This window comes from Kineococcus aridisoli (assembly GCF_050871885.1).
GTDB lineage: Bacteria > Actinomycetota > Actinomycetes > Actinomycetales > Kineococcaceae > Kineococcus.
Genome location: NZ_JBJLSF010000013.1, coordinates 47537 through 70383, shown reverse-complemented (window position 1 = coordinate 70383; position 22847 = coordinate 47537). Strand labels below are relative to the sequence as shown.

The following is a 22847-nucleotide window of genomic DNA, read 5'->3' as shown; positions in this document are numbered from 1 at the left end:
GTCCGGTGGTCATAGCGGTGGGGAAACGCCCGGTCTCATTCCGAACCCGGAAGCTAAGCCCACCAGCGCCGATGGTACTGCTCGGGAGACTGGGTGGGAGAGTAGGACACCGCCGGCCACTCACCTTTTGGTGTGGTGGTGTGAGGGCCCGCAACCCCCCTTTTTTTGGGGGGGTGCGGGCCCTCACACGTTCCCGGGCCTCTTCGCGTGCCCGAGCCGTCGCCCGCGTCGTTGCGGACGACGGCTCTCGAACCGGTCGTGCTCAGGCGGCCGCCCAGCCGAGGTGGGGGGCGATCCGCTGGGCGACGGTGGTGAGCACCCGCTCGTGCGCCGTGAGGTCGCCTTCAGCGGGCAGGACGATGACCAGGCCGTCGGTCTCCGGCAGCGCCGCATCGGCCAGCAGCCGCTCCACGATGGTGTCCGGGTCACCGCTGAGGACAGGGCTGTAGCGGACCGGGAAGGGCGACTCTCCCGTCGGCCGCCCGTCAGCCGTCATGCCCGCGCGGTACCCCTCGATGAAGTCCTGGTGCGCCCGCTCGTCCCGGGCGTCGAGGAAGGGCAGCACGATGCGTCCGGCCGACACGCGCGCCGTCCGTCGCCCCGCGTGACCGGTGTCGGCGAACGCCATGCGGTAGCTGCGGATCTGGCGCGCCTGCACGACGTCGAACGCCTCACCGGTCTCCTCGGTGTTGAGGGTGGAAACCTGCAGGTCGAAGCCCTGCTCACCAGCACGGACGGCGGTCTTCTCGCTGCCGGCGCCGTACCAGAGGCGGTCGCTCAGGCCGGCCGCGTGCGGGGTCGCCAGGAGCTCGCCGCCGGCGGGGATGTCCATGTACTGGGCGGCCGCCCGAGCCAGCGGGCGCCCGGCGATCGCCGCGCGCAGGACCTCGATGCGGTGCTGGGCCTCACCGGCGAAGCCGCGCTCGGACGCGCCGTGGATGACGTCGAGGCTGGTGGCCAGCGGGGGGATGCCGTTGCTGAGGCCCAGCTCCAGGCGGCCACCGCTGAGCAGGTCCACCGTCGCCGCGTCCTCCGCGAGCCGGACGGGGTCCTCGTAGCGCATGGGGATGACGCCGGTGCCCAGGTGGATCCGGTGCGTCAGCTGCGACGCCGCGGCGAAGAAGGTCATGGGGGAGGACAGGAACGGCTCGTGGTGGCGCACCCGGACCCACGCGGAGTCGTACCCCAGGTCCTCGGCGTGCTGCACGAGGCGCAGACCGTCGCGCAGGGCGGCCGCCGGGCCGCCGGGTCCTCCGTGGTCGGGGACGAAGGTTAGGAAGCCCAGGTCGAGGCGACGGTCGGGCAGCGTCATCAGTCCTCCAAATGATTGCAGCTTCAACTGTACTCCCTCGTGGACGCCGGTGCCGAAGCGGAGCGTTGTGGACGAGCGGGCTCCGGACCCGGGAGCCGACTAGCGTCGCTGCCGAGAGGGAGGGGATGACCGTGCGGATCACCGTCACCACCGAGGAGCTGCAGGCCGCGGCCGCGGCCCTGCGCGCGGACGCAGCCGTGGCCGGCTCGCAGAGCCGCGCCCTGACCGGTGCCGCGAGCACCGCGCCGACGTGGTCGTGCGGGCGGGCGCTGGACGCGGTGCGCGCGTTCTTCGACACCCTGGACTGGGCTGCGCGGGGTTCGCGCGAGGGGCTGGAGGAGCTCGCCGGCCGGCTCTCGGCGGCCGCCGGGGACTACGAGGCGGCCGAGCGGGCGGTTCCGCTCCCCCGTTGAGCGGTGCGCCGGCGCAGCCTCCGGGCGGCCGCAGCCAACCGGGTGGTTCACGCGCCGCCGCCTCCACCCGTCGTCCCGACGGGTCGAACTCCTCCTCGTGGACGAGGGACGGCACGCGGGACCAGCGGTCCCGCCAGGGGCGGGTACGGCACAGGCGGGACCGCGGGTGCGCGGGTTGCTGCACGGCCTCGCCGTGGGCGAGGTGCTCGGAGCCGGTGCTCCGGTCCCGGGCGGGGTGCTGCAGCACGGTGTCGCCACCCAGCTGGCCTGCTTCACGGCCGCCGCGAGCATCCGCACGTCGCTGCGCCGTTCGGTCACCGGCTCGGCGGACGCGCGCCACGACCTGCTCGAGGCCTACCGCCGGTGGGCGCGCGTGTGGTCCTCCGGCCGGTCGGTGGCGGACGGGGCGGCGTGGCTCGACGACGTCCCGCTCCTGACGAGCACGACGGGCAGCGCGGCCGACACCGTCCGCGGTCTCGCGACCGGGACCGGTGGCACGCGCACCGACCCCGTGACCACGGCCGACGGCTGGCACGCCCTGGCCCGCGCGCTGCCGCTGGCCGCGCAGGTGGTGCGGGACCCCGCGGCGGCCGTGGCCTCGGCGATCGACTCGGCGGCCCTGACCCACGGTCAGCGCTCCTTCGGGCCGGCTGCCCTGGCCGTCCTGCTGGCCGGTGCCGCCCTCGAGGTCGGCGACGCGGTGCTCGCCGTCGGGCAGGGCATCCGGACCGCGATCCTCCAGGGCGTCGACTTCGGCGCGGTCGCCGTCGCCGACGACGCCGTCCGCGCTGCGCGCGAGGCCCCGGCCTCGCGGGTGGTCCTGCGCTCCGGCGCCCACGACGGGTCCTCCGCGGCGACGCTGTGGGCGGCCACCTACTGCCTGCTCAGCCACCCGGGCCGCGGGCAGGCGCCCGCCGCGCTGGCGCTCGCGGCGAGCGCACCGCACCCCGTCGCCGTGAGCGCCGTCACGGGTGCGCTGGTCGGGGCCGTGCACGGCGAGCGCGCCCTGCCGCAGAGCGTGCTGACGCGCATCGACCTGGCCTACGTCATCGACCGGCTCGCGCGCGATCTGGCCAGGGAAAACACGCCCAACCCGGACGGCAGCTGGGGAGCCGCCGCCGACCCGGTGTGGCGCGCCCGCTACGGCCTGACCTGAGTCGAAGGCGCGGCCCAGGTCAGCGGAAGACCCGCGCCACCTCGGGGATCGTCTCGACGTAGCCGTCGAGCAGTTCGCGGGCCACCGCGACGGAGTCGACGAGCGGGTGCAGGGCGAAGGCCCGCAGCGCCTCCTGCCGGTCGCCGTGGACGGCGGCGGCGATGGTGTGCCGCTCGACGGCCTTCACCTGCTGCATGAGTCCCAGCTGGTGCAGGTCCGGAGCGGCCGTGGTCAGCGGGTGCACGCCGTTGGCGTCCACGGTGGTCGGCACCTCGACGACCGCGTCGTCGGGCAGGCCGGCGACGGTGCCGCCGTTGCGGACGTTGAGGATCATCGTCGACCGCTCGTTGCGGCTGATCGCCGCCATGACGGCGAGCGCCACTCCTGCGTAGCCCTGCTGCGCCGGGTCGAGCTCGGGCTGGTCGGGGTGCGCGGGGGCGCCCTGCTCCCCACCCTTGGCCTCGGCCATGTAGCTGGCGCTGCGCGCGCTCACGGTGTCCCGCCACAGCTGCGCGGCGCCGTCGCCGGCGTGCTGCAGGTCCTCCCAGAACCTGCCCTGGGTGCGCAGCAGGAACTCCCCGCGCGTCTCCTTCGCGGCCCGGATGGAGGCGACCGCCTCCCGGTTCGAGTAGTAGTAGTACAGGTACTCGTTGGGCACCGCGCCCAGCGTGCGCAGCCAGTCCCTGCCGAAGACGATGCCCTCCTCCAGGACGTCCAGGGCCGCGTCGTCGGCGAGCAACCGGGGCAGGACGTCGACCCCGTCGTGCAGCAGCCGCCGCATCCAGCCGAGGTGGTTCAGCCCGACGTAGTCCATCTGGACGCGTTCGTGGTCCAGGCCGAGCAGCCCGGCGATGCGCCGGCCCAGACCGGACGGGGTGTCGCAGATGCCGAGGACGCGCTCGCCGAGGACCGACTGCATCGCCTCGGTGATGATGCCGGCCGGGTTGGTGAAGTTGAGGAAGTAGGCCTGCGGGGCGAGTTCGCGGGTGCGCCGCGCCACGTCGAGCATGAACGGCACGGTCCGCAGCGCGTACGCGAGACCGCCCGGCCCGGTGGTCTCCTGGCCCAGGACGCCGCGGTCGAGGGCGACCCGCTCGTCGCAGCAGCGGCCGCCGAGCCCGCCGATGCGGACGGCGGCGAAGACGAAGTCGCTGCCCGCCAGGGCGGTCGACAGGTCGGTGGTGGGGACCAGGCGGGGGGCGTCCGGGAACCCCTCGGCCAGCTGGCGCAGGATGCGCACCATGCCCTCGAGCCGGGTGGTGTCGACGTCGTGGAGGGCCACCTCCTCCACCCGGGGGGAACCCGCGTCGCGCAGCAGGGCCTGGTAGACGTACGGGGTGCGGAAGCCGCCGCCGCCGAGGATGCACAGCTTCATGCTCTGATCACCTTCCCGCCGGCCTCCCGGCAGAGGTTCGTCGTGGTCTCGGGAGCACCGTCCGTCGTCACCAGGACGTCGACGTCGGTGAGGGAGCAGAGCCGGTAGGACCCCTGCCCGGGGAACTTCACCTCGGTGGCCAGCAGCACGCACCGCTCGGCCGCCTCGATCATGGCCTGCTTGACGGGCGTCTCGACCGCCATGTTGTCCACGACGCGGCCGTTGGCCTTGACGCCGGTGCACGAGAGCAGCACCAGGTCCGCGTTCACCTGGCGCAGCGCGGCCTCGGTGAGCGAGCCCACGAGCGTCTGGTAGTTGCGCCGCAGGACCCCGCCGAGCACGACGAGCCGCACCGCCTCGTCGCCGCGCAGCTCGTCGAGGACGCCGAGGTTGGAGGTGATGACGGTGACGTCGCGCCCGCGCAGGCGCCGGGCGACGAGCGGTGTGGTGGTGCCGATGTCCAGGACGACGACGTCGCCGTCGCGGACCAGGTCGGCGGCGCGCTCCGCGACGCGCTCCTTGAGGTCGACGTGCTGCTCGCGCTCCACCGCGAACGGGGACTCACCGGTGTCGCCGCCCGCCGGGCGCTGCCCGGTGCCGGGTGCCAGGGCGCCGCCGTAGGTGCGCAGCAGCTCGCCGTCGCGGTCGAGGTGCTCGAGGTCGCGGCGGATGGTCGACTCGCTCACCTGCAGCTGCTCGGCGAGCCGGCGGACGCTGGCCGCGCCGTCGGCGTGCACGGCGGTGACGATGCGCCGGCGCCGCTCGCTCGAGATCACGCGGCGACCGTAGCAACGGCGCGCAGACCCCGCCAAGGTCGAGCACGTGGTGCGCCCCCGACACGCGCGCTGCGTGCAACGCCTTGCAAGAGCGTGCAGGGGCGGGCATGCTCGCCGGACCGTGCCGTCGACCGACGGCGGTCCGAGGAGGAGGGAGCGCCGTGGCCGACCTGGACGTCCTGCTCGCCGGCCGCCTCTTCTGCGACCTGGTCTTCTCCGGGTCCTCGCTGCCGGCGCCGGGGGCGGAGGTCTTCGCCGACGGATTCGTGCTCAGCCCCGGTGGCACGGCGAACCGGGCGGTCGCCGCCGCACGCCTCGGAGGCCGCACCGGTCTGCTGGCGGTGCTGGGCCGCGACGTCTTCGGCGACGAGCTCGCCCGGCTGCTCGCCGCCGAACCGGGTCTGGACCTGCGCTGGCTGCAGCGCGCGCCCGGCGCGCGCACGGCCGTCACGGTCGCCGTCACCGACGAGCACGAGCGCAGCTTCATCACCTACGAGGAACCCGGCACGCAGGTCCCGGCCACCTGGCCCGGGCAGCTGCCGACCGCCACGACCTGCCACGTCGGGCTGGCCGAGGAGCTGCCCGAGTGGGTGGCCCCGCTGCGCGCGGCGGGCACGACGGTCTTCGGCGGTGTCGGCTGGGACGCCACCCACGAGTGGTCGCCGCTCGTGCTCGAGCGCCTGGAGCAGGTCGACGTCTTCGTCCCCAACGAGGTCGAGGCCGTCAACTACACCCGCACCGACGACGCGGCGGCCGCCGCGAAGCTGCTGGCCGACCGCGTCGGCACGGTCGTCGTCACCCGGGGGGCGCGGGGCAGCCTCGCCGTCGACGCCGCCACCGGCGAGCAGGTCGAGGAACCCGCGGTCGCGGTGGCGGCGCTGGACCCGACCGGTGCGGGCGACGTCTTCGTCGCGGGCCTCATGAGGGCCACCACCCTCGGCTGGGACCTGCGCACCCGGGTCCGCTTCGCGGGCCTGGTGGCGTCGCTGTCCGTGCGCTCGCTGGGCGGGGCCGCTAGCGCACCGCACCCGGCGGACGTGCTCTCCTTCCTCCGGGAGCGCCGCCCCGACGGCGACTTCGGCCTCATCCACGACTGGGCGCTGGCCGGTGCCCGAGACCTCCAGGAGGACCAGTGACCGCACGCTTCCCGTCCCCGGCCCGGCGATCGGTGCTGCTGGGGCTCGCCGCGGCGGGTGCCGCCGGCACGGCCGCCTGCACCCCCGGCTCCTCCGGCGGTGGCGGCGGCGCGCAGACGACGAGCGCGGCGCCGGTGTCCACCGACATCGCCTCGCTGGGCGAGATCACCCTCACCGTGTGGGACCAGAACACCGACGAGGGCATCGACGCGGCCACCGAGCAGCTCAACGCCCGGTTCTCCCAGCAGTACCCGAACGTGAAGGTCGAGCGCGTCAGCCGCTCCTTCGAGGACCTCAAGACCACGCTGCGGCTCGCGCTGTCCGGTGACGACGCCCCCGACGTCGTGCAGGCCAACCAGGGCTACCCGGACATGGGCGCCTTCGTCGAAGCCGGCCTGCTGCAGCCCGTCGACCCGTGGGACGCCTCCTACGGGTGGAGGCAGCGCTTCCCCGAGGACCTGCTGAGCCTGAACTCCTTCAGCGAGGACGGGCGGACGTGGCGGGAGGGGAACCTCTACGGCGTCTCCTCCACCGGCGAGATCGTCGGCGTGTACTGCAACGAGACCCTGCTGCAGCAGCTGGGTCTGACCGCGCCGACGACGCTGGAGGAGCTGGCGGCCAGCCTGCCGACGATCGCCGCGGCCGGGCAGCTGCCCGTCCAGTACGGCGACGCCGACAAGAGCCCGGGCATCCACCTCTTCGGGGCGGTGCTGGCCGCGACGGCCGGTGGGCAGGCCGCCGCGGACCTCGTCTCCGGTGCCGGGGGTGCGTGGACGGACCCGGACGTGGTCCGCGCCGCGACCACGCTGCGCGAGTGGGCGGACGCGGGGTACCTGCCGGAGGGCCACAACGGCATCGGCGAGGACGAGGCGGTCGCCCGCTTCGCCCGCGGCGAGGGCGTCTACCTCTTCAACGGCACCTGGCAGCTGGCGACGCTGCAGCAGGCGATGGGCGACGGCGTGGGTTTCGTGGCGCTCTCGGGTGCCGGCGGCACCCCGGAGACGCTGGGCGGGGTCGGGCTGGCGTGGTCGATCACCGCGGGGACGGCGAACGCGAACGCCGCCGCGGCCTACGTCGACTTCGTGACGAACGAGGCCGCCGCGCAGGTCCTCGTCGACACCGGCAACCTGCCCGCCGTCGCCCCCGAGGGCTACCAGGCGCCGCAGGGCACGCTGGCGGGCGACATCGCCACCGGCTGGGAGGCCGTGAGCCGGGGCGGTGGGCTGGTGCCCTACCTGGACTACGCCACGCCGACGTTCTACGACACCCTCACCGGTGCGGTGCAGCAGCTGACCGGCGGGCAGTCCACGCCCGAGCAGTTCGCGCAGGCGCTGCAGGCCGACTACGACTCCTTCCAGCAGGACCGCTGACCGGTGGCCGTGGGGAACCGGGCGCTCGCCCGCGAGCGCGGCGGCGCGCGGTCCACCCCCGCGCGGGGACCGCGGCCGCGGCGGCAGTGGAAGGCGTACCTGTACCTGGCGCCGGCACTGGCCGTGCTGGGGGTCTTCCTGCTCTACCCGCTCGGGCAGAGCGTGTGGATCTCGTTCTTCGACTGGAACGGGTTGTCGCTGGCGACGTGGGTCGGCCTGGACAACTACGTCGACATCGCGACCGACCCGCGCATCCGCGCGGCGTTCGGGCACGCGCTCGTGCTCATCGCCTTCTTCGCGCTGCTGCCGGTGCTCCTCGGCCTGCTGCTGACGGCGGTCATGGGCCGGGCGGCGCGCCTGCGGGGGCTGGCGTTCTTCCGGGCGGTGCTGTTCCTGCCGCAGGTCGTGGCCTCCGTCGTCGTGGCGACCTCCTGGCTGGCGATCTACGCACCCGACGGGTTGCTGAACCAGGTGCTGCGCGCCGTGGGGCTGGAGGTGGCGACCCGCTCCTGGCTGGGGGACTTCGGCACCGCGCTGCCGGCGGTGGGCCTGGTGGGCAGCTGGGTCGGCACGGGCCTGTGCCTGGTGCTGTTCCTGTCGGGGGCCGCGCAGATCGACCGCGAGCTGTACGAGGCGGCGCGGCTGGAGGGTGCGGGGCTGCTGCGGGAGTTCCTCGCGGTGACGCTGCCGGGGATCCGCGGGCAGATCGCCGTGGCGCTCACGCTGACGGTCGTGGCGGCGCTGAAGACCTTCGACCTCGTCTACGTCACCACCCGCGGCGGGCCGGGCGACTCCACGACCGTGCCGGCGTACCTGGCCTACGAGCGGGCGTTCCAGACCAACCAGGTCGGCTCGGCGTGCGCGATCGGCATCGTGCTGGCGCTGCTCATCCTGCTCGTGTCGCTGGTCGTCGCCCGCGTCCAGCCGGCGGAGGAGGACTGACGTGCGGATCAGCCGGGCCGAGGCCACCGCGAACTACGTCCTGCTGGTGGTGTTCGCCGTCCTCACCCTCGTGCCGCTGGTCGGGGTGCTGCTGTCGGCCGTGACGCCCGAGGGGGAGCTGCGCGTCGGGTTCGAGCTGCCCTCGCGCCTGTCGCTGGGCAACTTCGCGCAGGCGTGGGAGCAGGGCGGGTTCTCCCGGTACCTGCTCAACAGCGTGCTCGTCGCCGCGGGCGTCGTGCTGCTGACGGCGCTGCTGTCGACGCTGGCCGGTTTCGCGTTCGCCACGATGCGCTTCCCGGGCCGCTCGGTGCTCTTCTACGTCGTGCTGCTCGGGCTGCTGCTGCCGGTGGAGTCGTTCGTCATCCCGCTCTACCACGACCTGCGCGGGTGGGGGCTGACGGACACCTACGCTTCGCTGCTGTTCCCGCAGACCGCGCAGTCGCTGGCGTTCGGCACGTTCTGGATGCGCAACTTCTTCCGCTCCTTCCCCGTCTCCGTGCTGGAGGCCGCGCGCCTGGACGGGGCCGGCGACCGGGTGCTGCTGTGGCGGGTGCTGGTGCCGAACGCGCGCCCGGCCCTGGCGACGATGGGCCTGCTGGTGGCGATGTGGACGTGGAACGAGTTCCTGCTGCCGCTGGTGATGATCTCCGGCGAGGGCTGGCGCACGGCTCCGCTGGGGCTGGCGTTCTTCCAGGGCCAGCACACCACCCAGGTGCAGCTGCTCGCGGCGGCCGCGACGATCGTCGCGCTGCCCGTCGTCGTGCTCTACCTGTTCCTGCAGCGCCGCTTCATCGCCGGGATGCTCTCGGGCGCCGTGAAGGGCTGAAGGGCACCGGCGGCCGGCCCCGGCGTCCGAGGGCGTCGGCGTCCCGGGGCGTCAGCGCCCCAGCAGGTACACCTTGCGCAGCGGTTCGGTGACCGTCCACCGGGTGCGCGTGCCGGCGCGCAGGCGCCCGACGGTGCCGGGGAGCAGCCGCAGCGGCCGGCCGTCGCCGTCCTCGCCCTCGACGACGACCTCGGCGCGGCCGGCCACGACGACGAACACCTCGTCGGTCTCGACGTCGCGCATCCCGCCGGCGGTCATCTCCCACACCCCGAGCTCGACGCCGCCGACGGCGCCGAGCTCGACCGCGCCGGTGGCCGGCGCCCCGTCGAGGACCTGCCCGGCGGGCACCGCCTCCACCGGCACGTCGAGGGTCGTGGTGTCCAGGACGCGTCCGGGTTCGAGCTGCACGGGCGGATCCTAGGGCGCGTGCCGCCGCCGGTGCGGCTTAGAGTCGCCGCATGAGCACTGCGATGGACCTGCACGGCGACCCGCACGTCGCCCGCTACCTGGAGACGAACGGCGAGGACGGCTACGTCTGGCGCAACGGGACGACGATCCTGATCCTCTTCACCAAGGGCCGGAAGTCCGGTGAGCAGCGCTCGCACGCGCTGATCTTCCGCGAGCACGAGGGCGCGTACCTCGTCGTGGCCTCCAAGGGCGGCACCGACGCCCCGCCGGCCTGGTTCCTCAACCTGCAGGCCGACCCGGACGTCGAGGTGCAGGTGAAGGGCGACCGCTTCCGCGCCCGCGCCCGCGTCGCGACGCCGGAGGAGAAGCCGGTGATGTGGGCGGAGATGGCCGAGGTGTGGCCCGACTACGACGAGTACCAGAAGAAGACCTCGCGGGAGATCCCCGTCGTCGTGCTGGAGCGCGTGGGCTCCTGAGCACGGGCGGGGTGGCGGGCTGGTGCTCGCGGCACCGCGTGGGCAGGATCGCCTCGTGCACCGCACCGTGCTCATCACCGACAACGACGCCGGACCGGCCGACCTGGAACGGGCCGTGCTCGAACCCGCCGGGTACGCCGTCGTCCACGCCGACTGCCGCACCGGGGAGGAGGTCGTCGCCGCCGTCCGCGAGCACCGCCCCCAGGGCCTGCTCGTGCAGTACGCGCCGATGACCGCGGACGTCCTCGCGCGCTGCACCGGCGTGCGGGCGCTGTTCCGCTACGGCGTCGGCATGGACAACGTCGACGAGCAGGCCGCCGCGGAGCTGGGGATCGTGGCCCGCAACGTGCCCGACTACGGCTCCGCCGAGGTCGCCGACCACGCGGTCGCGCTGCTGCTGTCGCTGCTGCGCGGGCTGCCCGCCTGGTCGGCGGCCACGGCCGCCGGCGACTGGCCCGGCCGCGGTGCGCTGCGCGACCCCGCCGAGCTCGCCGCCACGACGGTCGGGCTGCTGGGGTTCGGGGCGATCGCCCGGGAGGTCGCCCGGCGCTGCCGGGCGTTCGGCACCACCGTCCTGGCCGGCGACCCGTACGCCCCCGCCGAGGTCGCCGCGCAGGCCGGGGTGGAGCTCGTGGAGGTGGGGGAGCTGTTCGCCCGCAGCGACGCGGTCAGCGTGCACGCCCCGCTGACCGCCACCACCCGCGGCATCGTCGACGCCGCCGCGCTGGGGCGGATGCGTCCCGGCGGGTACCTGGTGAACACCGCCCGCGCCGGGCTCGTCGACCGCGCAGCCCTCGAGCGGGCGCTCGCGGACGGCACCCTGGCCGGGGTGGGCCTGGACGTGTGGTGGGACGAGCCCGCCGACCCGGCCGACCCGCTGCTGCGCGACCCGCGGGTGCTCGTGACCCCCCACGTGGCGTGGCTGTCCCCGGGCTCGGCCCGCCGGCTGCGCACCTCCGCCGCCGAGCGCCTGCTCGCGGTCCTGTCCGAGGAACCCGACCCCGCCCGAGCCGGTGGCCCCGACGGGAGCCGACCGTGAGCACGATCGTCCACCTGCAGCCGCCGCAGGGCCCGCCCGTGTGGGTCGTGCGCCAGGACGGGGTGCCCGACCGGGTCCTGCCGCCGCTGGCGGAACTGCTCGCCCTGCCCCTCGACGAGGCCAGGGCGGTCGTCGCCGCGGCGCGCGAGGCCGAGCCCGGGTCCGTGGCCGCTCACGTGGGGACGGCCGGCGACCGGCTCCTCGCGCCCGTGGACCGGCAGGAGGTGTGGGCCGCCGGCGTCACCTACCGGCGCAGCCGCGACGGCCGCGTCGAGGAGTCCGCCGGCGCGGCCTCCCTGTACGACCTCGTCCACGAGGCCGAGCGCCCGGAGGTGTTCTTCAAGGCCACCGCCGAGCGCGTCGTCCCCGACGGCGAACCCGTCGGCATCCGCGCCGACTCCGGCTGGGACGTGCCCGAGGCCGAGGTGGGCCTGGTGCTCACCAGCCGCGGCGAGGTGTTCGGCTACGTGCCGGGCGACGACGTGAGCAGCCGCTCCATCGAGGGCGAGAACCCCCTCTACCTGCCGCAGGCGAAGGTCTACACCCGCTCCTGCGCGCTCGGGCCGGGGATCGTCCCCGCCTGGGAGGTGCCCGCTCCCGAGGCGCTGGGGATCTCCCTGCGGATCGAGCGCTCCGGGCGGGCGGTGTACGAGGAGTCCACCTCGACGGCGGCGATGCGGCGCACGTTCGCCGAGCTGGCGGACTGGCTGCTGCGCGCGCTGGAGTTCCCGCACGGGGTCGTCCTGCTCACCGGGACCGGGCTGGTGCCGCCGGCGGACCTGACGCTGGCGGCGGGGGACGTCGTGACCGTCGCGGTCGAGGGCGTGGGGGAGCTGGTGAACCCGGTGGTGGTCGTGGGGCGCTGACCGGCTCAGGCCGGTGGCGACGCCCACGCCAGGACGACGACCGCCAGGCACGCCAGGGCCGCCACCCGCACCAGCGCCAGGAACAGCCGGTCCCCCGCGGAGGTGCGCCGGCCGGCGCCGCGCCGCGCCGGGGTGGACCGGGTGCGCGACGGCGCCGCGGGCGGCGCTCCCAGGTTCGGGCGCAGCCGCTCGGTGGTGCGCCGCACCTGGTCGGCGGTGAGCGCCGGCGGCAGCGAGCGCAGGAGGTGCTGCACCCGCGCGCGGCCCACGACGACGACCTGCGCGCTCGAGGTCTGCGCCGGGAGGTCCTGCTGGACCAGGCACAGCACCGCGCGCACGGCGGTCCGGTCCTCGGGGGGCAGCAGCGCGGCGACGGCGGCCGCCGCCGCCGCCACCCCCTCGACCTCCCGGTCCTTGCGGTGGCTGCCGGCGCGCAGCACGCCGTCCCGCACGGACACCCGCCCGGTCCAGTTCTTGCTGTCGACGACGACGACCCCGGCGGGCCCGATCAGGACGTGGTCGAGGTTGGCGCGCTGCCGGCCCGGCCAGCGCACGTCGTGCAGCACGCTCCAGCCGGCGCTGGTGAGGGCGTCCAGCTCGGCGGCGACGAGGCGCTCGCCCTCGGCGCCGGCCTCCCAGGCCCGCTGGCGCTGCTCGGCGGCGGCCAGCTGCCGGCGCAGGTCGGCGACGCGGTCGGCGGAGCGGCGGGCCTGCTCGGCCGCGCCCCCGCCGGCGACGCCCTGGCCGGCCACGCCCTCGCCGGCCACGGTCACGACGCGCTCCCCGGGTGCTGCACGCCCCTCTGTCGGCAGCTGCGCCCGCCCCCCGCAGCCGGTGTCGCCCGGACGGGTGCACGGTGCGTGGCGGGGTGGGCCGTGCGGGTGAGCGGAAGCGGTCCCGGGGCGGGCCGGGCGGGGTCGTGTCCGAGGCGGGTGCCATCGTCGGAGCCCTGACCGCCCGAGGAGCACCCGCATGACCGTCGAGTCCACCGCCCTGCGCGCCGCCGTCGCGCAGCGCTACCCGCACCGCTACACCGTCCTGGACGTGGAGACGACGGGTTTCTCCCCCCAGCGCGGTGACCGCGTCGTGCAGGTCGCGCTCACGCAGCTGGACGCCTCCGGTGCCGTGGAGGCGACGTGGTCGACGCTGGTGGACCCCGAGCGCGACCCCGGCCCGGTGCACGTGCACGGCATCACCACCGCCCGGTTGCGGGGCGCCCCGCGGTTCGCGGAGATCGCGCCGGTGGTCGCCGAGCACCTGGCCGGCCGGGTCCTCGTCGCCCACAACGCCGCCTTCGACTGGGGCTTCCTGTCGGTGGAGATGCAGCGCGCCGGGCACCCCTTCGACGTCGAGCACCGCCTGTGCACGCTCGCGCTGGCCCGGCGCCTGGACCTGCCGGTGCCGGACTACAAGCTCGCCTCGCTGGCCGCGCACTGGGAGGTCGAGCAGCTGCGCGCCCACGACGCCGAGGACGACACCCGCGTGCTCGTGGAGGTGCTGCGCCACCAGCTGCGCACCGCCGCCGACTACGACCTCGACCTGCCGCTGACCCGCTGCGTGCCCGAGCGCTGGGACCCGGCCGCCCGCCCGGTGCCCCGCCCGGTGCCCTCGTGGCCGGCCAGCGCCCCGCGGGTGGAGTGCCCGTGGCGGCTGCCGCAGCCGTGGGTGCCGGGTGCGCCGCTCGTGCAGGGCGCCCGCGTCGTGCTCACCGGTGACACCCGCGCCTCCCGCCTGGACCTCATGCACCGAGCGATCGCCGCGGGCCTGGACGTGAAGAACGGCGTGAACCGCACGACCGCGCTGCTGGTCTGCAACGACCCCACGCTCGCCTCGCGCAAGGCCCGCGACGCCGTCGCCCTCGAGGTGCCCGTGGTCGACGAGGACGTCTTCGAGGCGCTGCTGGCCGCCGTCGCCCCGGGCGTGCCGAAGAGCGCGCCGGTGCCCGCGACGCGCCCGCCGGCAGCGGCCGGGCCGTTCGCGCGCCGCCGCGTCCTCGTCCTCGGCGGCACCCACGAGCAGGCCGCCGCCGCGCGCGCCGAGGTCGTCGCCCGCGGTGGCGCCGCCGCGGTGAACCTCACCATGACCACCACCGACGTCGTCGCGCTCCCCGGCGCCGAGCGCGACAGCCGGTGGAGGCGCACCCGGGAACTGCGGCTGCCGCTGCTGGACCCGCGCACGTGGGAACGTCCCGCCGACCTGATCGGTGACGGCCTCGACGCCGCCGGGTCCTCCGTCGCGGAGCGCCCCGAACCCGCCGTGCTGCCGCGCGGCGGCGCCGTGGACCTGCCGCCGGAGCAGCGCCAGTGGGTGCTCGACGTGCAGTGGGCGTTCGGGTCCGCCGCCGTGGACGTCGTCGCACTGCGCCTGGACGAGGGCTCCCGCGCCACCGGCGACGAGGACCTCGTCTTCTGGAACGCCCCCGTCGCCCCGGACCGCAGCGTGCGCGTCGACGTCAGCGTCACCGGCGAGTCCGAGGTCGCCCTCGACCTCGACCGGCTGCCCCCCGCCGTCGACCGGGTCGCCGTCGCGGCCGCGCTCACCGCCGGCGTCACCTTCGGCGACGTCGGCGCGGTGGAGCTGCGCCTGCGCTCCGGCGACGGCGCCGTGCTCGTGCAGTCCACCCTCGACGCGGCGACCGTCGAGCAGGTCCTCGTGCTGGGGGAGTTCTACCGCCGCGGCGAGGGCTGGCGCTTCCGCGCCCGCGGGCAGGGCCACGCCTTCGGCCTCGCCGGCTGGCTCACCGGGCACGGCCTGACCGTGGAGGGCTGAGGAGCCCGGTCGGCGGTCGCGGCGGCGCTCAGAACGGCAGCGGGGCGGTGCCGAGGAACTCGTACACCCCGGCCCGCCGCCACAGCGGCGTCCCCACCGGTGCGCTCGCGTACAGGCTGCGCGCGGTGCCCCGCACCCGTTCGCTCTCCACCGGCCAGCGCAGCGGCGCGGCGATCCGCGCGAGGTCGTCCTCGGGCCGGGCCAGCACGGCCTGCACGTGCTCCAGCGCCGGCAGCGCGGCGAGCTTGTCGCCGTTGCAGCGCGGGTCCGCGACGACGAGGTTGCGCACGCCGTCGATCGCGACCCGCGACCACGGCAGCACGTGGTCCACGTGCACGTCCGCGGGCAGCCGCTGCGCGCAGTAGAAGCACTTCCCGCGCTGGTACTCCCGCAGACCCGGTGCGAGACGGGCGACGGCCGTGCGCTCGGCGCCGAAGAGGAACCCGTGCAGGTCCGGCACGCCCAGCTCGGCCCGGTTCATCCGCTGCACGTCGTCGACCCACCACTGCTGGACCACCGGTTGCAGCACCGGGGAGAGGCGTCGCAGCGCCGTGGACACCCCGGGCAGCAGCTCGATGCTCCACGCGTGCGCGTCGAGGGCTGCGACGGTGACCTTCTTGCTGAGCCAGGAGTCGTCGTAGAGGAACGCCGTGCCCGGCGCCCGGCCACCGGAGCGCTGCAGCGCGAACAGCGGCTGCTGGGCGAGCACGATGGCCAGCGCCCGCCGGGTGCGCCGCCAGAGGTCGGGTTCCGCGGCGCGCAGTTGCGCGGGCGTGCCGAGCCCGCGCTGCTCCGCGAGCGTGCGCAGGTGGCGGACCGTGTCGACGACCGTCCGCACGCCCGCCCCCGCCTGCTCGTTCTGCCGCAGCAGACCGATCTCGCCGAACGCACGCACCTGCGGCCAGTAGGCCTCGACGACGCGATCGGCCAGTTCCGGGATCGGCACGTCCGCCGCGGCGTCCTCGGCGACGGGGTTCTCCAGGCAGTGCTGCACCAGGGCGCTGAGCGTCGCGAGCTTGTACGTCGACACCCGCCGGCCCGTGGCCAGCAGCTGCGCCAGGCGCGCACCGAGGGCGAGGGCGTCGACCGCGGGCACGCACCGACGGTAGCCGGGAGGCGACGGTGGTGCCCGTGTCGGAGGTGTCGTGCAGAGTGCGCCGCGGATCGAGGAGGTCGTGGATGCCGACGTGGAAGCTCGTGTTGAAGGCCCGCCGCGAGCAGGTGGAGCGCGCGGAGGCGGAACTGCGCCGCGCCCTCGAGGAGGGGGACCTGGACGCCGCGGACTTCGCGCGCATCTGGCTGGGGGAGGCGCACCTGGCGGTGCAGCAGATCGTCGACCGCTACCCGCAGGCGGCGCAGGAGCGCTGAGGGTGCTGCCGCGGTGAGCGCCTGGCAGGAGCCCGGCCCCGCACCGCTGGCGTCGAACCCAGCCGTCGCCGGGATCATGCGCCGCACCGGCCGCCGCGACACCGCGCCGGAACTCGCGCTGCGCCGCGAGCTGCACCGCCGCGGCTTGCGCTACCTCGTGGACACCACCCCGCCCGGCACGAACCGCCGCCGCCGCGCGGACCTCGTCTTCCGCGGCGCGCGGGTGGCGGTGTTCGTCGACGGCTGCTTCTGGCACTCCTGCCCGGTGCACGTGCACCGGCCGAAGGCCAACGCCGCGTGGTGGCGGGTGAAGCTGGGCAGCATCACCGCGCGCGACCGCGACACCGACGCGACGCTGGGCGCGGCCGGCTGGTACGTGCTGCGGGTGTGGGAGCACGTGGACGCGGTCGCCGCCGCGGACCGCGTCCACGGCGTCCTGCACGCCCGGGGCACGGCGGCGAGCCGGTTGCCCGCCGCCGCACCCCGGGCGGGGCTCAGCCGTCCTCGCGCACCGGACCGGTGGCGACCACCGACTTCGGGATGACGCCGTCGCGCGGCAGCTCCGGGGTGCTGGCCGGGGCCAGGCGGTGCCCGGTGGCCTGCTCGTAGTCGTAGGCCATCGCCAGCAGCGTCGCGTCCGTGGAGCGGGGGGCGGCCAGCTCCAGCCCGACGGGAAGCCCGGCGGCGGTGAACCCGGCGGGCAGCGAGATCGTCGGGATCCCGGTGTTGGCGCCGACGTCGCAGAACGTCGTGCCGGCCCACTCCTCATTCGCCGGGGCCTCCGAGGTCGGCATGGCGAGCGCGTCGAGGTCGTGCTCGGCGAAGAACGCGTCCATCGCCTCCTTGCCGGCCTCCTGCGCGGCGACGGCGGCGTCGTAGTCGGGGTTGGGCACGTCCGCCAGTGCCAGCCAGGAGTCGATGGTCTCCTGCTCCAGCGAGCTGCGGCCGTCGGCGGCGACGTCGGAGAACGTCAGCCGGTCGGCGGGGGCGGTCAGCTCGGCGAGCCCCTCGGGCCACTGCGCCTTGGTCGCGGCGAAGAACGCGTCGACGCTGGAGCGCATGTCGATCCAGCCGCCGCTGGCCAGCTGCTGCTGCACGAACTCGCGGGTGAACGGCACCTCGACGATCTCCGCGCCCTGGGCGGCGAGGTCGGCGACGGCCCGGTCGACGATGCCCGTGACCTCCTCGGTGCCCGGGCGGGGGCCCTCGGGCGTGGACTCGGAGTAGTCCCAGTGGAAGTAGCCGATGCGCTTGCCCTGCAGCGCGGTGTCGCTGAGGCCGGGCACGAACGTGGCGGGGTCCTGCTCGGCGGCGATCGCGGTCTGCGGGTCCGCCGGGTCCACCCCGGCGAGGACGCTGCCGAGCAGGGCGGCGTCCTCCACCGTCGTCGTCATCGGGCCGGAGACGTCCTGGCGCACCGACAGCGGCACGATCCCGGCCACGCTCGTCAGGCCCATCGTGGGGCGGTAGCCGACGAGGCTCTGGTGGGCGCTGGGCCCGATGATCGACCCGCAGGAGTCGGTGCCGAGGCCGGCGCCGGCGAAACCGGCGGCGATCGCGGCGCCCGTGCCGCCGCTGGAGCCGGAGGCGCTGACGTCCTGGTCGTAGGGGTTGCGGGTCTCCCCGCGCACGGAGCTGAGGGTGAAGGTGCCGTGCCAGGCGAACTCGGCCATGTTCGTCTTGCCGATGATGATCGCCCCGGCGTCGCGCAGTCGCTCCACGGCGGTGGAGTCCTCGGCGGTCTGGTAGTCGGCGAGCGCGACGCTGCCCGCGGACGTCGGCATGTCGTAGGTGGCGTAGTTGTCCTTCACGAGCACCGGCACCCCGTGCAGCGGGCCGCGGGTGATGCCGGCGGCGCGCTCGGCGTCCAGCAGCCGCGCGTTCTCCAGCGCCGTCGGGCTCACGGTGACGACGGAGTGCAGACCGGGCTGGTCGGCGTAGGCGTCGTCGTAGGCGGCGATGCGGTCCAGGTAGGCCTGCACGAGGTCCACCGAGGAGGTCTGCCCGGCCGCGAGCAGGTCCAGCTGGTCGCTGACGCTGAGGCCGACGACGCGGGGCAGCTCGTCGTGCGGGGTGGTGGCGCTCGCCGGCGCGGCGGCCGGGGCGAGGCAGAGCGCGGTCGCCGCCAGCAGGGCTGCGGAACGGCGGCGGACGCGGGACGGGACGGGCACGGGACCTCCGAGGACGCTGGGTTGTCGCGCCGGACCGTACGTGCGCCCTGAGTCGACTGTGCTTCGGGCAGGTGACGGTTGTGTGACGCCTGGGACGGACGGGGTCAGCGTGCCAGCACCCGTGCGGATCGGCGCGGCCAGCCTCCGGGTGTCCCGAGCACCTGGTGTCAGGCCGCCCCGGGGCGCGGGGACAGCTGCGCGGCCTGGTGCAGCGCCTCCACCATGCTGCGCACGTCGACGCGGCCGGTGCCGGCGATGTCGAAGGCGGTACCGTGGTCGACGGAGGTGCGGATCACCGGCAGGCCGACGGTGATGTTCACCCCGGCCTCGATGCCGAGCACCTTCACCGGCCCGTGCCCCTGGTCGTGGTACATCGCCACGACGAGGTCGTAGTCGCCGCGGCCGGCGAGGAAGAACGCGGTGTCGGCGGGCAGCGGCCCGCGCGCGTCGATGCCGTCGGCCTGCAGCACCTCGATGGCCGGGGTGATCTTCTCGGCCTCCTCGCCGCGGCCGAACAGGCCGTTCTCCCCGGCGTGCGGGTTGATCGCGCACACGCCGATGCGGGGGTCCTCGATCCCGGAACGCACCATCGCCTCGTGCCCGCGGCGCACGGTGCGCTCCACGAGGCCGGGTTCGATGCGCTCGACCGCGTCGAGCAGGCCGACGTGGGTGGTGACGTGGATGACCTTCACCCGCGGTGTCGACAGCATCATCGACACCTCCTCCACGCCGCAGAAGTGCGCGAGCAGTTCGGTGTGCCCGGGGAAGAGGTGACCGCCCGCGTGCAGCGCGGCCTTGTTGAGCGGTGCCGTGCAGATCCCCTGCACCGCACCGCTCATCGCCAGCTCGCACGCGACCCGGACGTACTGGTAGGCGGCGTCCCCGGCGACGGGGGAGACCTCCCCCCACGGCAGGTCCTCCGGCAGCAGCCCCAGGTCGACGACGTCGATGCGCCCGGGGGCGAACGTCGCCTCCGCCACGGAATCCACCGCGACGACGTCCACGTCAGCGCCCAGGACGCGCGCGGCCTGCCGCAACCGGGCGGCATCGCCGACGACGACGGGCCGGCACTCGGCGCGCACGGAGGCGTCGAGCAGCGCGCCCACGGTCACCTCGGGACCGACACCCGCGCCGTCGCCCATCGTCACCGCGATGACCGGGGTTCCCGGGTCCGCGGGGTTCCCGGTCGCGGGAGCGGTCGGGCTGGTGGTGGTGCTCATCGGGGGATCTCCTGTCGTACCTGCGAGGGCGTGGGGGGTCTCGTGCCGGTGGGGGCGCTGCTGCTGGGAGTGGTTTCGGGGAGGGCGCCGAGCGCGCGGGCGAGGGCGAGCAGCGAGTCCGCCCCGCCGAAGCTGCCCGGCCGGGTGGCGACGAGCCGCCCGTCCGGGGCGCGGGAGACGACGGCGCCGTGGTGCACCTGCGCGAGGGGTTCCAGCGACCGCACGCCGAGGGCGTCGAGGACGCGGCGGGCGGTCTCCCCGCCGGTGAGCACGAGGTCCACCCCGGCCGGGTGCGCGGCCACGACCGCCCGCACGGTCTCCGCGAGCGCGCTCACCAGGGGCCGCGAGCGCGCCGGGTCGACGACGCCGGGCGGCAGGGTCAGCACTCCGCACCCGCTGCGCAGCGCCGCCGCGACCGCCCCCGGGTCGCTGTCCTCGGCCAGCCCCGCGACCACCGCCCCCGCACCCCGCAGCAGCGCGACCTGCGTGCGCGCACCGGGCGCCGCGGTGCCCACGACGACGAGCACGTCGCGCTCCCCGGTCCGCGGCGGCAGCACCGGCGCCGGGCCCGCGGGGCGGGAGCGACCCAGCGCGGCCACCACCCCCGCCGACCCCACGAGCACCGCCCCGAGCGGGGTGGCGGCCCGCACGACGGCGTCCAGGTCGCTGTCCTCGCTCCCGTCGCAGACCGCCACCGCCCGCTGCGCGGCGGCCGCCGCGATCGCCGCGGTCAGCTCGGCCTCGCCGGAGCGGACGGCGTCCAGGCCGAGCACGACCGCCGGCACGGCGGGCGCTGCGGTGCTCGACCCGGGAGCCAGCGCCGCGGCCACCGACACCGGCGGCGCGGTGAGTTCGGCGTGCCAGGCGCCGGTGCGGTGCAGCGGAGTCCCGTCCACGTGCACGACGCCGCCCCGCACGGTGCGCCCGGCCACCGGCAGCGCGGGCGCCAGCACGACCGGTGCCCCGGTGGCCAGCGCGGCAGCGGTGACGGCGGCCAGGTGCCCGCGCAGCAGGGAGTCCACCTTCAGCGCCACCCGCCGCCGCTGCCCGCCGGGGCCGGGCGCGTGCCGCTCCAGCGCGGCCGCCAGCCCCGCGGCGGCCGCCCCGGCCGGGCCGCTGCGGGAGTCCAGGTCCACGACGAGCACCTCGGCGCCGGGTGCGGGGGCGGCCGGGTCGAGCAGCAGCGTGCTGGGGCCGCCGTGGGCGAGGGCTGCCTCGGCGGCACCGGACAGGTCGTCGGCCAGCAGCAGCACCGGCGCGGTGGACGCGCCCTCGTGCCCGTGCCCGTGGCCGTTCCCGCTTCCCACCCGCGCCCTCCGCCTCGTCGCCCGCTCGTCAGGGGAGCACGCGCCCGCAGCAGGCGCAAGCAGGCTCCGCGGCGGCCCCGCCCGGACCGCCGGGGACCGCGCCGTTCACCCGTCCAGCAGCCCCAGCTCCAGCGCCCGCAGCACCGCCCGGGTGCGGTCGCGCACGCCCAGCTTCAGCAGCACCGCCGTGACGTGGTTCTTCACCGTCCCCGGCGCCAGGTGCAGCGCGGCGGCGATCTCCTTGTTCGACCACCCGGCGGCCGCCAGGCGCAGCACGTCCAGCTCGCGCGGGGTCAGCGGCGCCGGGACCCCCAGGTCCGCCGGTGCGGCCGGCCGGTTCGTGACGGCGCGCAGCAGCCGGTCGGTCAGCGCCGGCTGCAGCAGGCTCCCGCCGTCGGCGAGCGTGCGGATCGCGGACAGCACCTGCTCCAGGGTGACGTCCTTGAGCAGGTAGCCGCGGGCCCCGGCGCGCAGCGCGGCCAGGACCAGCTCGTCGTCGTCGAACGTCGTCAGCACCAGGACGGGCACGGTCTCCCCGCGTTCGCGCAGCGCCTCCAGCGTCGCGATGCCGTCGCGCCGCGGCATCCGCAGGTCCAGCAGCAGGACGTCGACGTCCCCGCGGGCCACCAGCTCCAGCGCCTGGTCGCCGTCCTCGCCCTCCCCGACGACCCGCACGTCGTCGCTGAGGGCGAGCAGCCGCAGGATCCCCTGGCGCACCAGGGTCTGGTCGTCCACGACGGCCACCCGCACCGGCCCGCTCACGCCGGCACCTCCAGCTCGGCGGTGAACCCCTCGCCCGGGGCGGTGCTGAAGCGGACGCTCCCGCCGGCGTCCTCGACCCGTTCGGCCAGGCCCGTCAGCCCGTTGCCCGGCCGCAGGCGGCGGCTGCCGCGGCCGTCGTCGTGCGCGCGCAGCCGCACCCCGGCCGCGTCGGCGAGCACGTCGAGGGTGAAGCGGTGCGCCCCGGCGTGGCGCAGGGTGTTCGTCAGCAGCTCCTGCGCGGCGCGCACCACGACCAGCGCAGCCTCGGGGGCCACCGGCACCTCCTCGCGCACGGTGAGCACCACCTGCAGGCCGGGGGCGCGGCCGACGACCTCGCGCAGGGCGCTCTCCAGCCCCCGCACCTCCCCGCGCAGGTCCCCCACGACCGAGCGCACGTCCCCCAGCAGGTCCTTGGCGATGCCGCGGGCCCGCTCGACGTGCTCGAGCGCCGGGTCCTGCGCGCGGTGGGCGGCGACCTCCAGCTCCAGCGCCAGCGCGGTCAGGCCGTGGCCGACGACGTCGTGCAGCTCGCGGGAGATGCGCAGCCGCTCGGCGTCGCGGCTGGAGGCGGCCAGCAGCGCCGAGGCGGCCCGCACCTGGGCGTGGGCCGCGGCCAGCGCGGCGCGCTGCTCGGCCTGCCGGCGGCCGGCCACGACGACGATCGCGGTGAACACCTGCAGCGCGCCGTAGAGCGCGCCCAGGGCCACGACCTCGTCGACGTCGCCGCCCGCCCGGGCCGTCCCGGCGACGACGGCGGCGCTCTGCACCGCGATGAGGACGGCCGTGGCCACCGGCGGCAGGCTCAGCGCGGCCGGCACCACCGTGACGACGAAGAGGATCGCCGTCCAGCCCACCTGCGGCGCGATCCACCACGCCACCAGCGCGGCGGCGACGTCCACGGCCAGCAGCGCACGGGTCGGCACCCAGCGCGGGCGGTCGCCGAGCACCCCCGTCCCGGCGAGGTCGTCGACGACGAACGCGAGCACGAACACCCCGTAGGCCAGCCACCACCAGCCCCGGGTGCCCGGGGGACCCTCCCAGGCGCCCACCGCGGCCAGCGCCCCCACGGCCGCGAGCGCGACGTACCCCGTCAGCGCCGTCGAGCGTTCCTGGGCCCCGGAGAACACAGGGGGATCGTAGGAGGGAGCGGGCCCG

23 protein-coding genes and 1 rRNA gene are annotated in these 22847 nt (G+C 75.8%); 13 read left to right on the top strand and 11 right to left on the bottom strand.

The features are described 5' to 3' along the window. Position 1 precedes the first annotated feature (1 nt). A 5S ribosomal RNA gene (gene rrf, locus ACRYM2_RS06030) occupies positions 2–118 on the top strand. A gap of 144 nt (positions 119–262) precedes the next feature. Here rrf and ACRYM2_RS06025 read toward each other — a convergent pair. After that, positions 263–1312, bottom strand: coding sequence for an LLM class flavin-dependent oxidoreductase (locus tag ACRYM2_RS06025; protein ID WP_432520656.1), 1050 nt, complete (start codon positions 1310–1312; stop codon positions 263–265). A gap of 125 nt (positions 1313–1437) precedes the next feature. Here ACRYM2_RS06025 and ACRYM2_RS06020 point away from each other — a divergent pair, with 125 nt between their 5' ends. Then, positions 1438–1725, top strand: coding sequence for a WXG100 family type VII secretion target (locus ACRYM2_RS06020; protein WP_432520655.1), 288 nt, complete (start codon positions 1438–1440; stop codon positions 1723–1725). A 166-nt stretch (positions 1726–1891) separates the two neighbouring features. Next, entirely contained in the window at positions 1892–2881 is a 990-nt protein-coding gene (locus tag ACRYM2_RS06015) for an ADP-ribosylglycohydrolase family protein (RefSeq protein ID WP_432520653.1), read from the top strand. A 19-nt stretch (positions 2882–2900) separates the two neighbouring features. On the opposite strand, the gene ACRYM2_RS06010 is transcribed toward ACRYM2_RS06015, so the two are convergent. Both ACRYM2_RS06010 and ACRYM2_RS06005 read right to left on the bottom strand, forming a co-directional pair. Continuing rightward, positions 2901–4256, bottom strand: coding sequence for a 6-phospho-beta-glucosidase (locus tag ACRYM2_RS06010; protein WP_432520651.1), 1356 nt, complete (start codon positions 4254–4256; stop codon positions 2901–2903). Further along, complete coding sequence (locus ACRYM2_RS06005) at positions 4253–5032, bottom strand: DeoR/GlpR family DNA-binding transcription regulator (RefSeq protein ID WP_432520649.1); 780 nt, start codon at positions 5030–5032, stop codon at positions 4253–4255. The genes ACRYM2_RS06010 and ACRYM2_RS06005 overlap by 4 nt, the downstream gene beginning before the upstream one ends. A 161-nt stretch (positions 5033–5193) precedes the next feature. Between ACRYM2_RS06005 and ACRYM2_RS06000 the strand changes: the two genes are divergently transcribed. The 4 genes from ACRYM2_RS06000 to ACRYM2_RS05985 are packed head-to-tail and all read left to right on the top strand — an operon-like array spanning position 5194 to position 9306. Beyond that, positions 5194–6168, top strand: a complete 975-nt coding sequence (locus ACRYM2_RS06000) for a carbohydrate kinase family protein (RefSeq protein ID WP_432520647.1) — start codon at positions 5194–5196, stop codon at positions 6166–6168. Next, positions 6165–7538 carry an extracellular solute-binding protein gene (locus ACRYM2_RS05995; protein ID WP_432520646.1) on the top strand — a complete coding sequence of 458 codons (1374 nt, stop codon included), beginning with the start codon at positions 6165–6167 and terminating at the stop codon, positions 7536–7538. Before ACRYM2_RS06000 ends, ACRYM2_RS05995 begins: the two co-directional genes overlap by 4 nt. A 3-nt stretch (positions 7539–7541) precedes the next feature. Beyond that, positions 7542–8480: a carbohydrate ABC transporter permease gene (locus ACRYM2_RS05990; protein ID WP_432520645.1), complete on the top strand. Its 939-nt coding sequence runs from the start codon at positions 7542–7544 to the stop codon at positions 8478–8480. A gap of 1 nt (position 8481) precedes the next feature. After that, entirely contained in the window at positions 8482–9306 is an 825-nt protein-coding gene (locus tag ACRYM2_RS05985) for a carbohydrate ABC transporter permease (protein ID WP_432520644.1), read from the top strand. 51 nt (positions 9307–9357) lie between these two features. Here ACRYM2_RS05985 and ACRYM2_RS05980 read toward each other — a convergent pair whose 3' ends face one another. Then, positions 9358–9714 carry a cupin domain-containing protein gene (locus tag ACRYM2_RS05980; RefSeq protein WP_432520643.1) on the bottom strand — a complete coding sequence of 119 codons (357 nt, stop codon included), beginning with the start codon at positions 9712–9714 and terminating at the stop codon, positions 9358–9360. Between the two features lie 50 nt (positions 9715–9764). Between ACRYM2_RS05980 and ACRYM2_RS05975 the strand changes: the two genes are divergently transcribed. The 3 genes from ACRYM2_RS05975 to ACRYM2_RS05965 are packed head-to-tail and all read left to right on the top strand — an operon-like array spanning position 9765 to position 12095. Further along, positions 9765–10190, top strand: a complete 426-nt coding sequence (locus ACRYM2_RS05975; protein WP_432520642.1) for a nitroreductase family deazaflavin-dependent oxidoreductase — start codon at positions 9765–9767, stop codon at positions 10188–10190. A gap of 55 nt (positions 10191–10245) precedes the next feature. Next, the gene (locus ACRYM2_RS05970) at positions 10246–11229 is read left to right on the top strand and encodes a C-terminal binding protein (RefSeq protein ID WP_432520641.1); all 984 of its coding nucleotides are present in this window, start codon (positions 10246–10248) and stop codon (positions 11227–11229) included. Beyond that, positions 11226–12095: a fumarylacetoacetate hydrolase family protein gene (locus tag ACRYM2_RS05965; RefSeq protein WP_432520639.1), complete on the top strand. Its 870-nt coding sequence runs from the start codon at positions 11226–11228 to the stop codon at positions 12093–12095. The genes ACRYM2_RS05970 and ACRYM2_RS05965 overlap by 4 nt, the downstream gene beginning before the upstream one ends. 5 nt (positions 12096–12100) lie before the next feature. Here ACRYM2_RS05965 and ACRYM2_RS05960 read toward each other — a convergent pair whose 3' ends face one another. Beyond that, on the bottom strand, positions 12101–12868 hold the full coding sequence (locus ACRYM2_RS05960) for a nuclease-related domain-containing protein (protein ID WP_432520637.1): 768 nt from the start codon (positions 12866–12868) through the stop codon (positions 12101–12103). Positions 12869–13067: 199 nt separating this feature from the next. On the opposite strand from ACRYM2_RS05960, the gene ACRYM2_RS05955 reads away from it, so the two are divergent. Further along, complete coding sequence (locus ACRYM2_RS05955; RefSeq protein WP_432520636.1) at positions 13068–14864, top strand: exonuclease domain-containing protein; 1797 nt, start codon at positions 13068–13070, stop codon at positions 14862–14864. A gap of 28 nt (positions 14865–14892) precedes the next feature. On the opposite strand, the gene ACRYM2_RS05950 is transcribed toward ACRYM2_RS05955, so the two are convergent. Continuing rightward, positions 14893–15960 (bottom strand): HNH endonuclease, encoded by a 1068-nt coding sequence (locus ACRYM2_RS05950; RefSeq protein ID WP_432520634.1) that lies wholly within the window; start codon positions 15958–15960, stop codon positions 14893–14895. Positions 15961–16043: 83 nt separating this feature from the next. On the opposite strand from ACRYM2_RS05950, the gene ACRYM2_RS05945 reads away from it, so the two are divergent. Together ACRYM2_RS05945 and ACRYM2_RS05940 are read left to right on the top strand one after the other, a co-directional pair. Beyond that, positions 16044–16232 carry a hypothetical protein gene (locus ACRYM2_RS05945; protein ID WP_432520633.1) on the top strand — a complete coding sequence of 63 codons (189 nt, stop codon included), beginning with the start codon at positions 16044–16046 and terminating at the stop codon, positions 16230–16232. A 76-nt stretch (positions 16233–16308) separates the two neighbouring features. Then, entirely contained in the window at positions 16309–16776 is a 468-nt protein-coding gene (locus ACRYM2_RS05940; protein ID WP_432520662.1) for a very short patch repair endonuclease, read from the top strand. Here ACRYM2_RS05940 and ACRYM2_RS05935 read toward each other — a convergent pair. From ACRYM2_RS05935 to ACRYM2_RS05915, 5 genes are all read right to left on the bottom strand, one after another. Then, positions 16727–18403, bottom strand: a complete 1677-nt coding sequence (locus ACRYM2_RS05935; protein ID WP_432520632.1) for an amidase — start codon at positions 18401–18403, stop codon at positions 16727–16729. The genes ACRYM2_RS05940 and ACRYM2_RS05935 overlap by 50 nt on opposite strands. 167 nt (positions 18404–18570) lie before the next feature. Beyond that, positions 18571–19623, bottom strand: a complete 1053-nt coding sequence (gene pdxA, locus ACRYM2_RS05930) for a 4-hydroxythreonine-4-phosphate dehydrogenase PdxA (protein WP_432520631.1) — start codon at positions 19621–19623, stop codon at positions 18571–18573. Next, complete coding sequence (locus ACRYM2_RS05925; protein WP_432520630.1) at positions 19620–20930, bottom strand: four-carbon acid sugar kinase family protein; 1311 nt, start codon at positions 20928–20930, stop codon at positions 19620–19622. The genes pdxA and ACRYM2_RS05925 overlap by 4 nt, the downstream gene beginning before the upstream one ends. A gap of 105 nt (positions 20931–21035) precedes the next feature. Further along, positions 21036–21692, bottom strand: coding sequence for a response regulator (locus ACRYM2_RS05920; RefSeq protein ID WP_432520628.1), 657 nt, complete (start codon positions 21690–21692; stop codon positions 21036–21038). Beyond that, a complete protein-coding gene (locus ACRYM2_RS05915) occupies positions 21689–22819 on the bottom strand; it encodes a sensor histidine kinase (protein ID WP_432520626.1) in 1131 nt (376 codons plus the stop codon). The genes ACRYM2_RS05920 and ACRYM2_RS05915 overlap by 4 nt, the downstream gene beginning before the upstream one ends. Positions 22820–22847 lie beyond the last annotated feature (28 nt).

Bases quoted from the DNA above. Each gene is read 5' to 3' on its own strand.
- ACRYM2_RS06025 (WP_432520656.1), bottom strand. From the start codon at position 1,312: ATGACGCTGCCCGACCGTCGCCTCGACCTGGGCTTCCTAACCTTCGTC.
- ACRYM2_RS06020 (WP_432520655.1), top strand. From the start codon at position 1,438: ATGACCGTGCGGATCACCGTCACCACCGAGGAGCTGCAGGCCGCGGCC.
- ACRYM2_RS06010 (WP_432520651.1), bottom strand. From the start codon at position 4,256: ATGAAGCTGTGCATCCTCGGCGGCGGCGGCTTCCGCACCCCGTACGTC.
- ACRYM2_RS05975 (WP_432520642.1), top strand. From the start codon at position 9,765: ATGAGCACTGCGATGGACCTGCACGGCGACCCGCACGTCGCCCGCTAC.
- ACRYM2_RS05955 (WP_432520636.1), top strand. From the start codon at position 13,068: ATGACCGTCGAGTCCACCGCCCTGCGCGCCGCCGTCGCGCAGCGCTAC.
- ACRYM2_RS05945 (WP_432520633.1), top strand. From the start codon at position 16,044: ATGCCGACGTGGAAGCTCGTGTTGAAGGCCCGCCGCGAGCAGGTGGAG.
- ACRYM2_RS05940 (WP_432520662.1), top strand. From the start codon at position 16,309: ATGCGCCGCACCGGCCGCCGCGACACCGCGCCGGAACTCGCGCTGCGC.
- pdxA (WP_432520631.1), bottom strand. From the start codon at position 19,623: ATGAGCACCACCACCAGCCCGACCGCTCCCGCGACCGGGAACCCCGCG.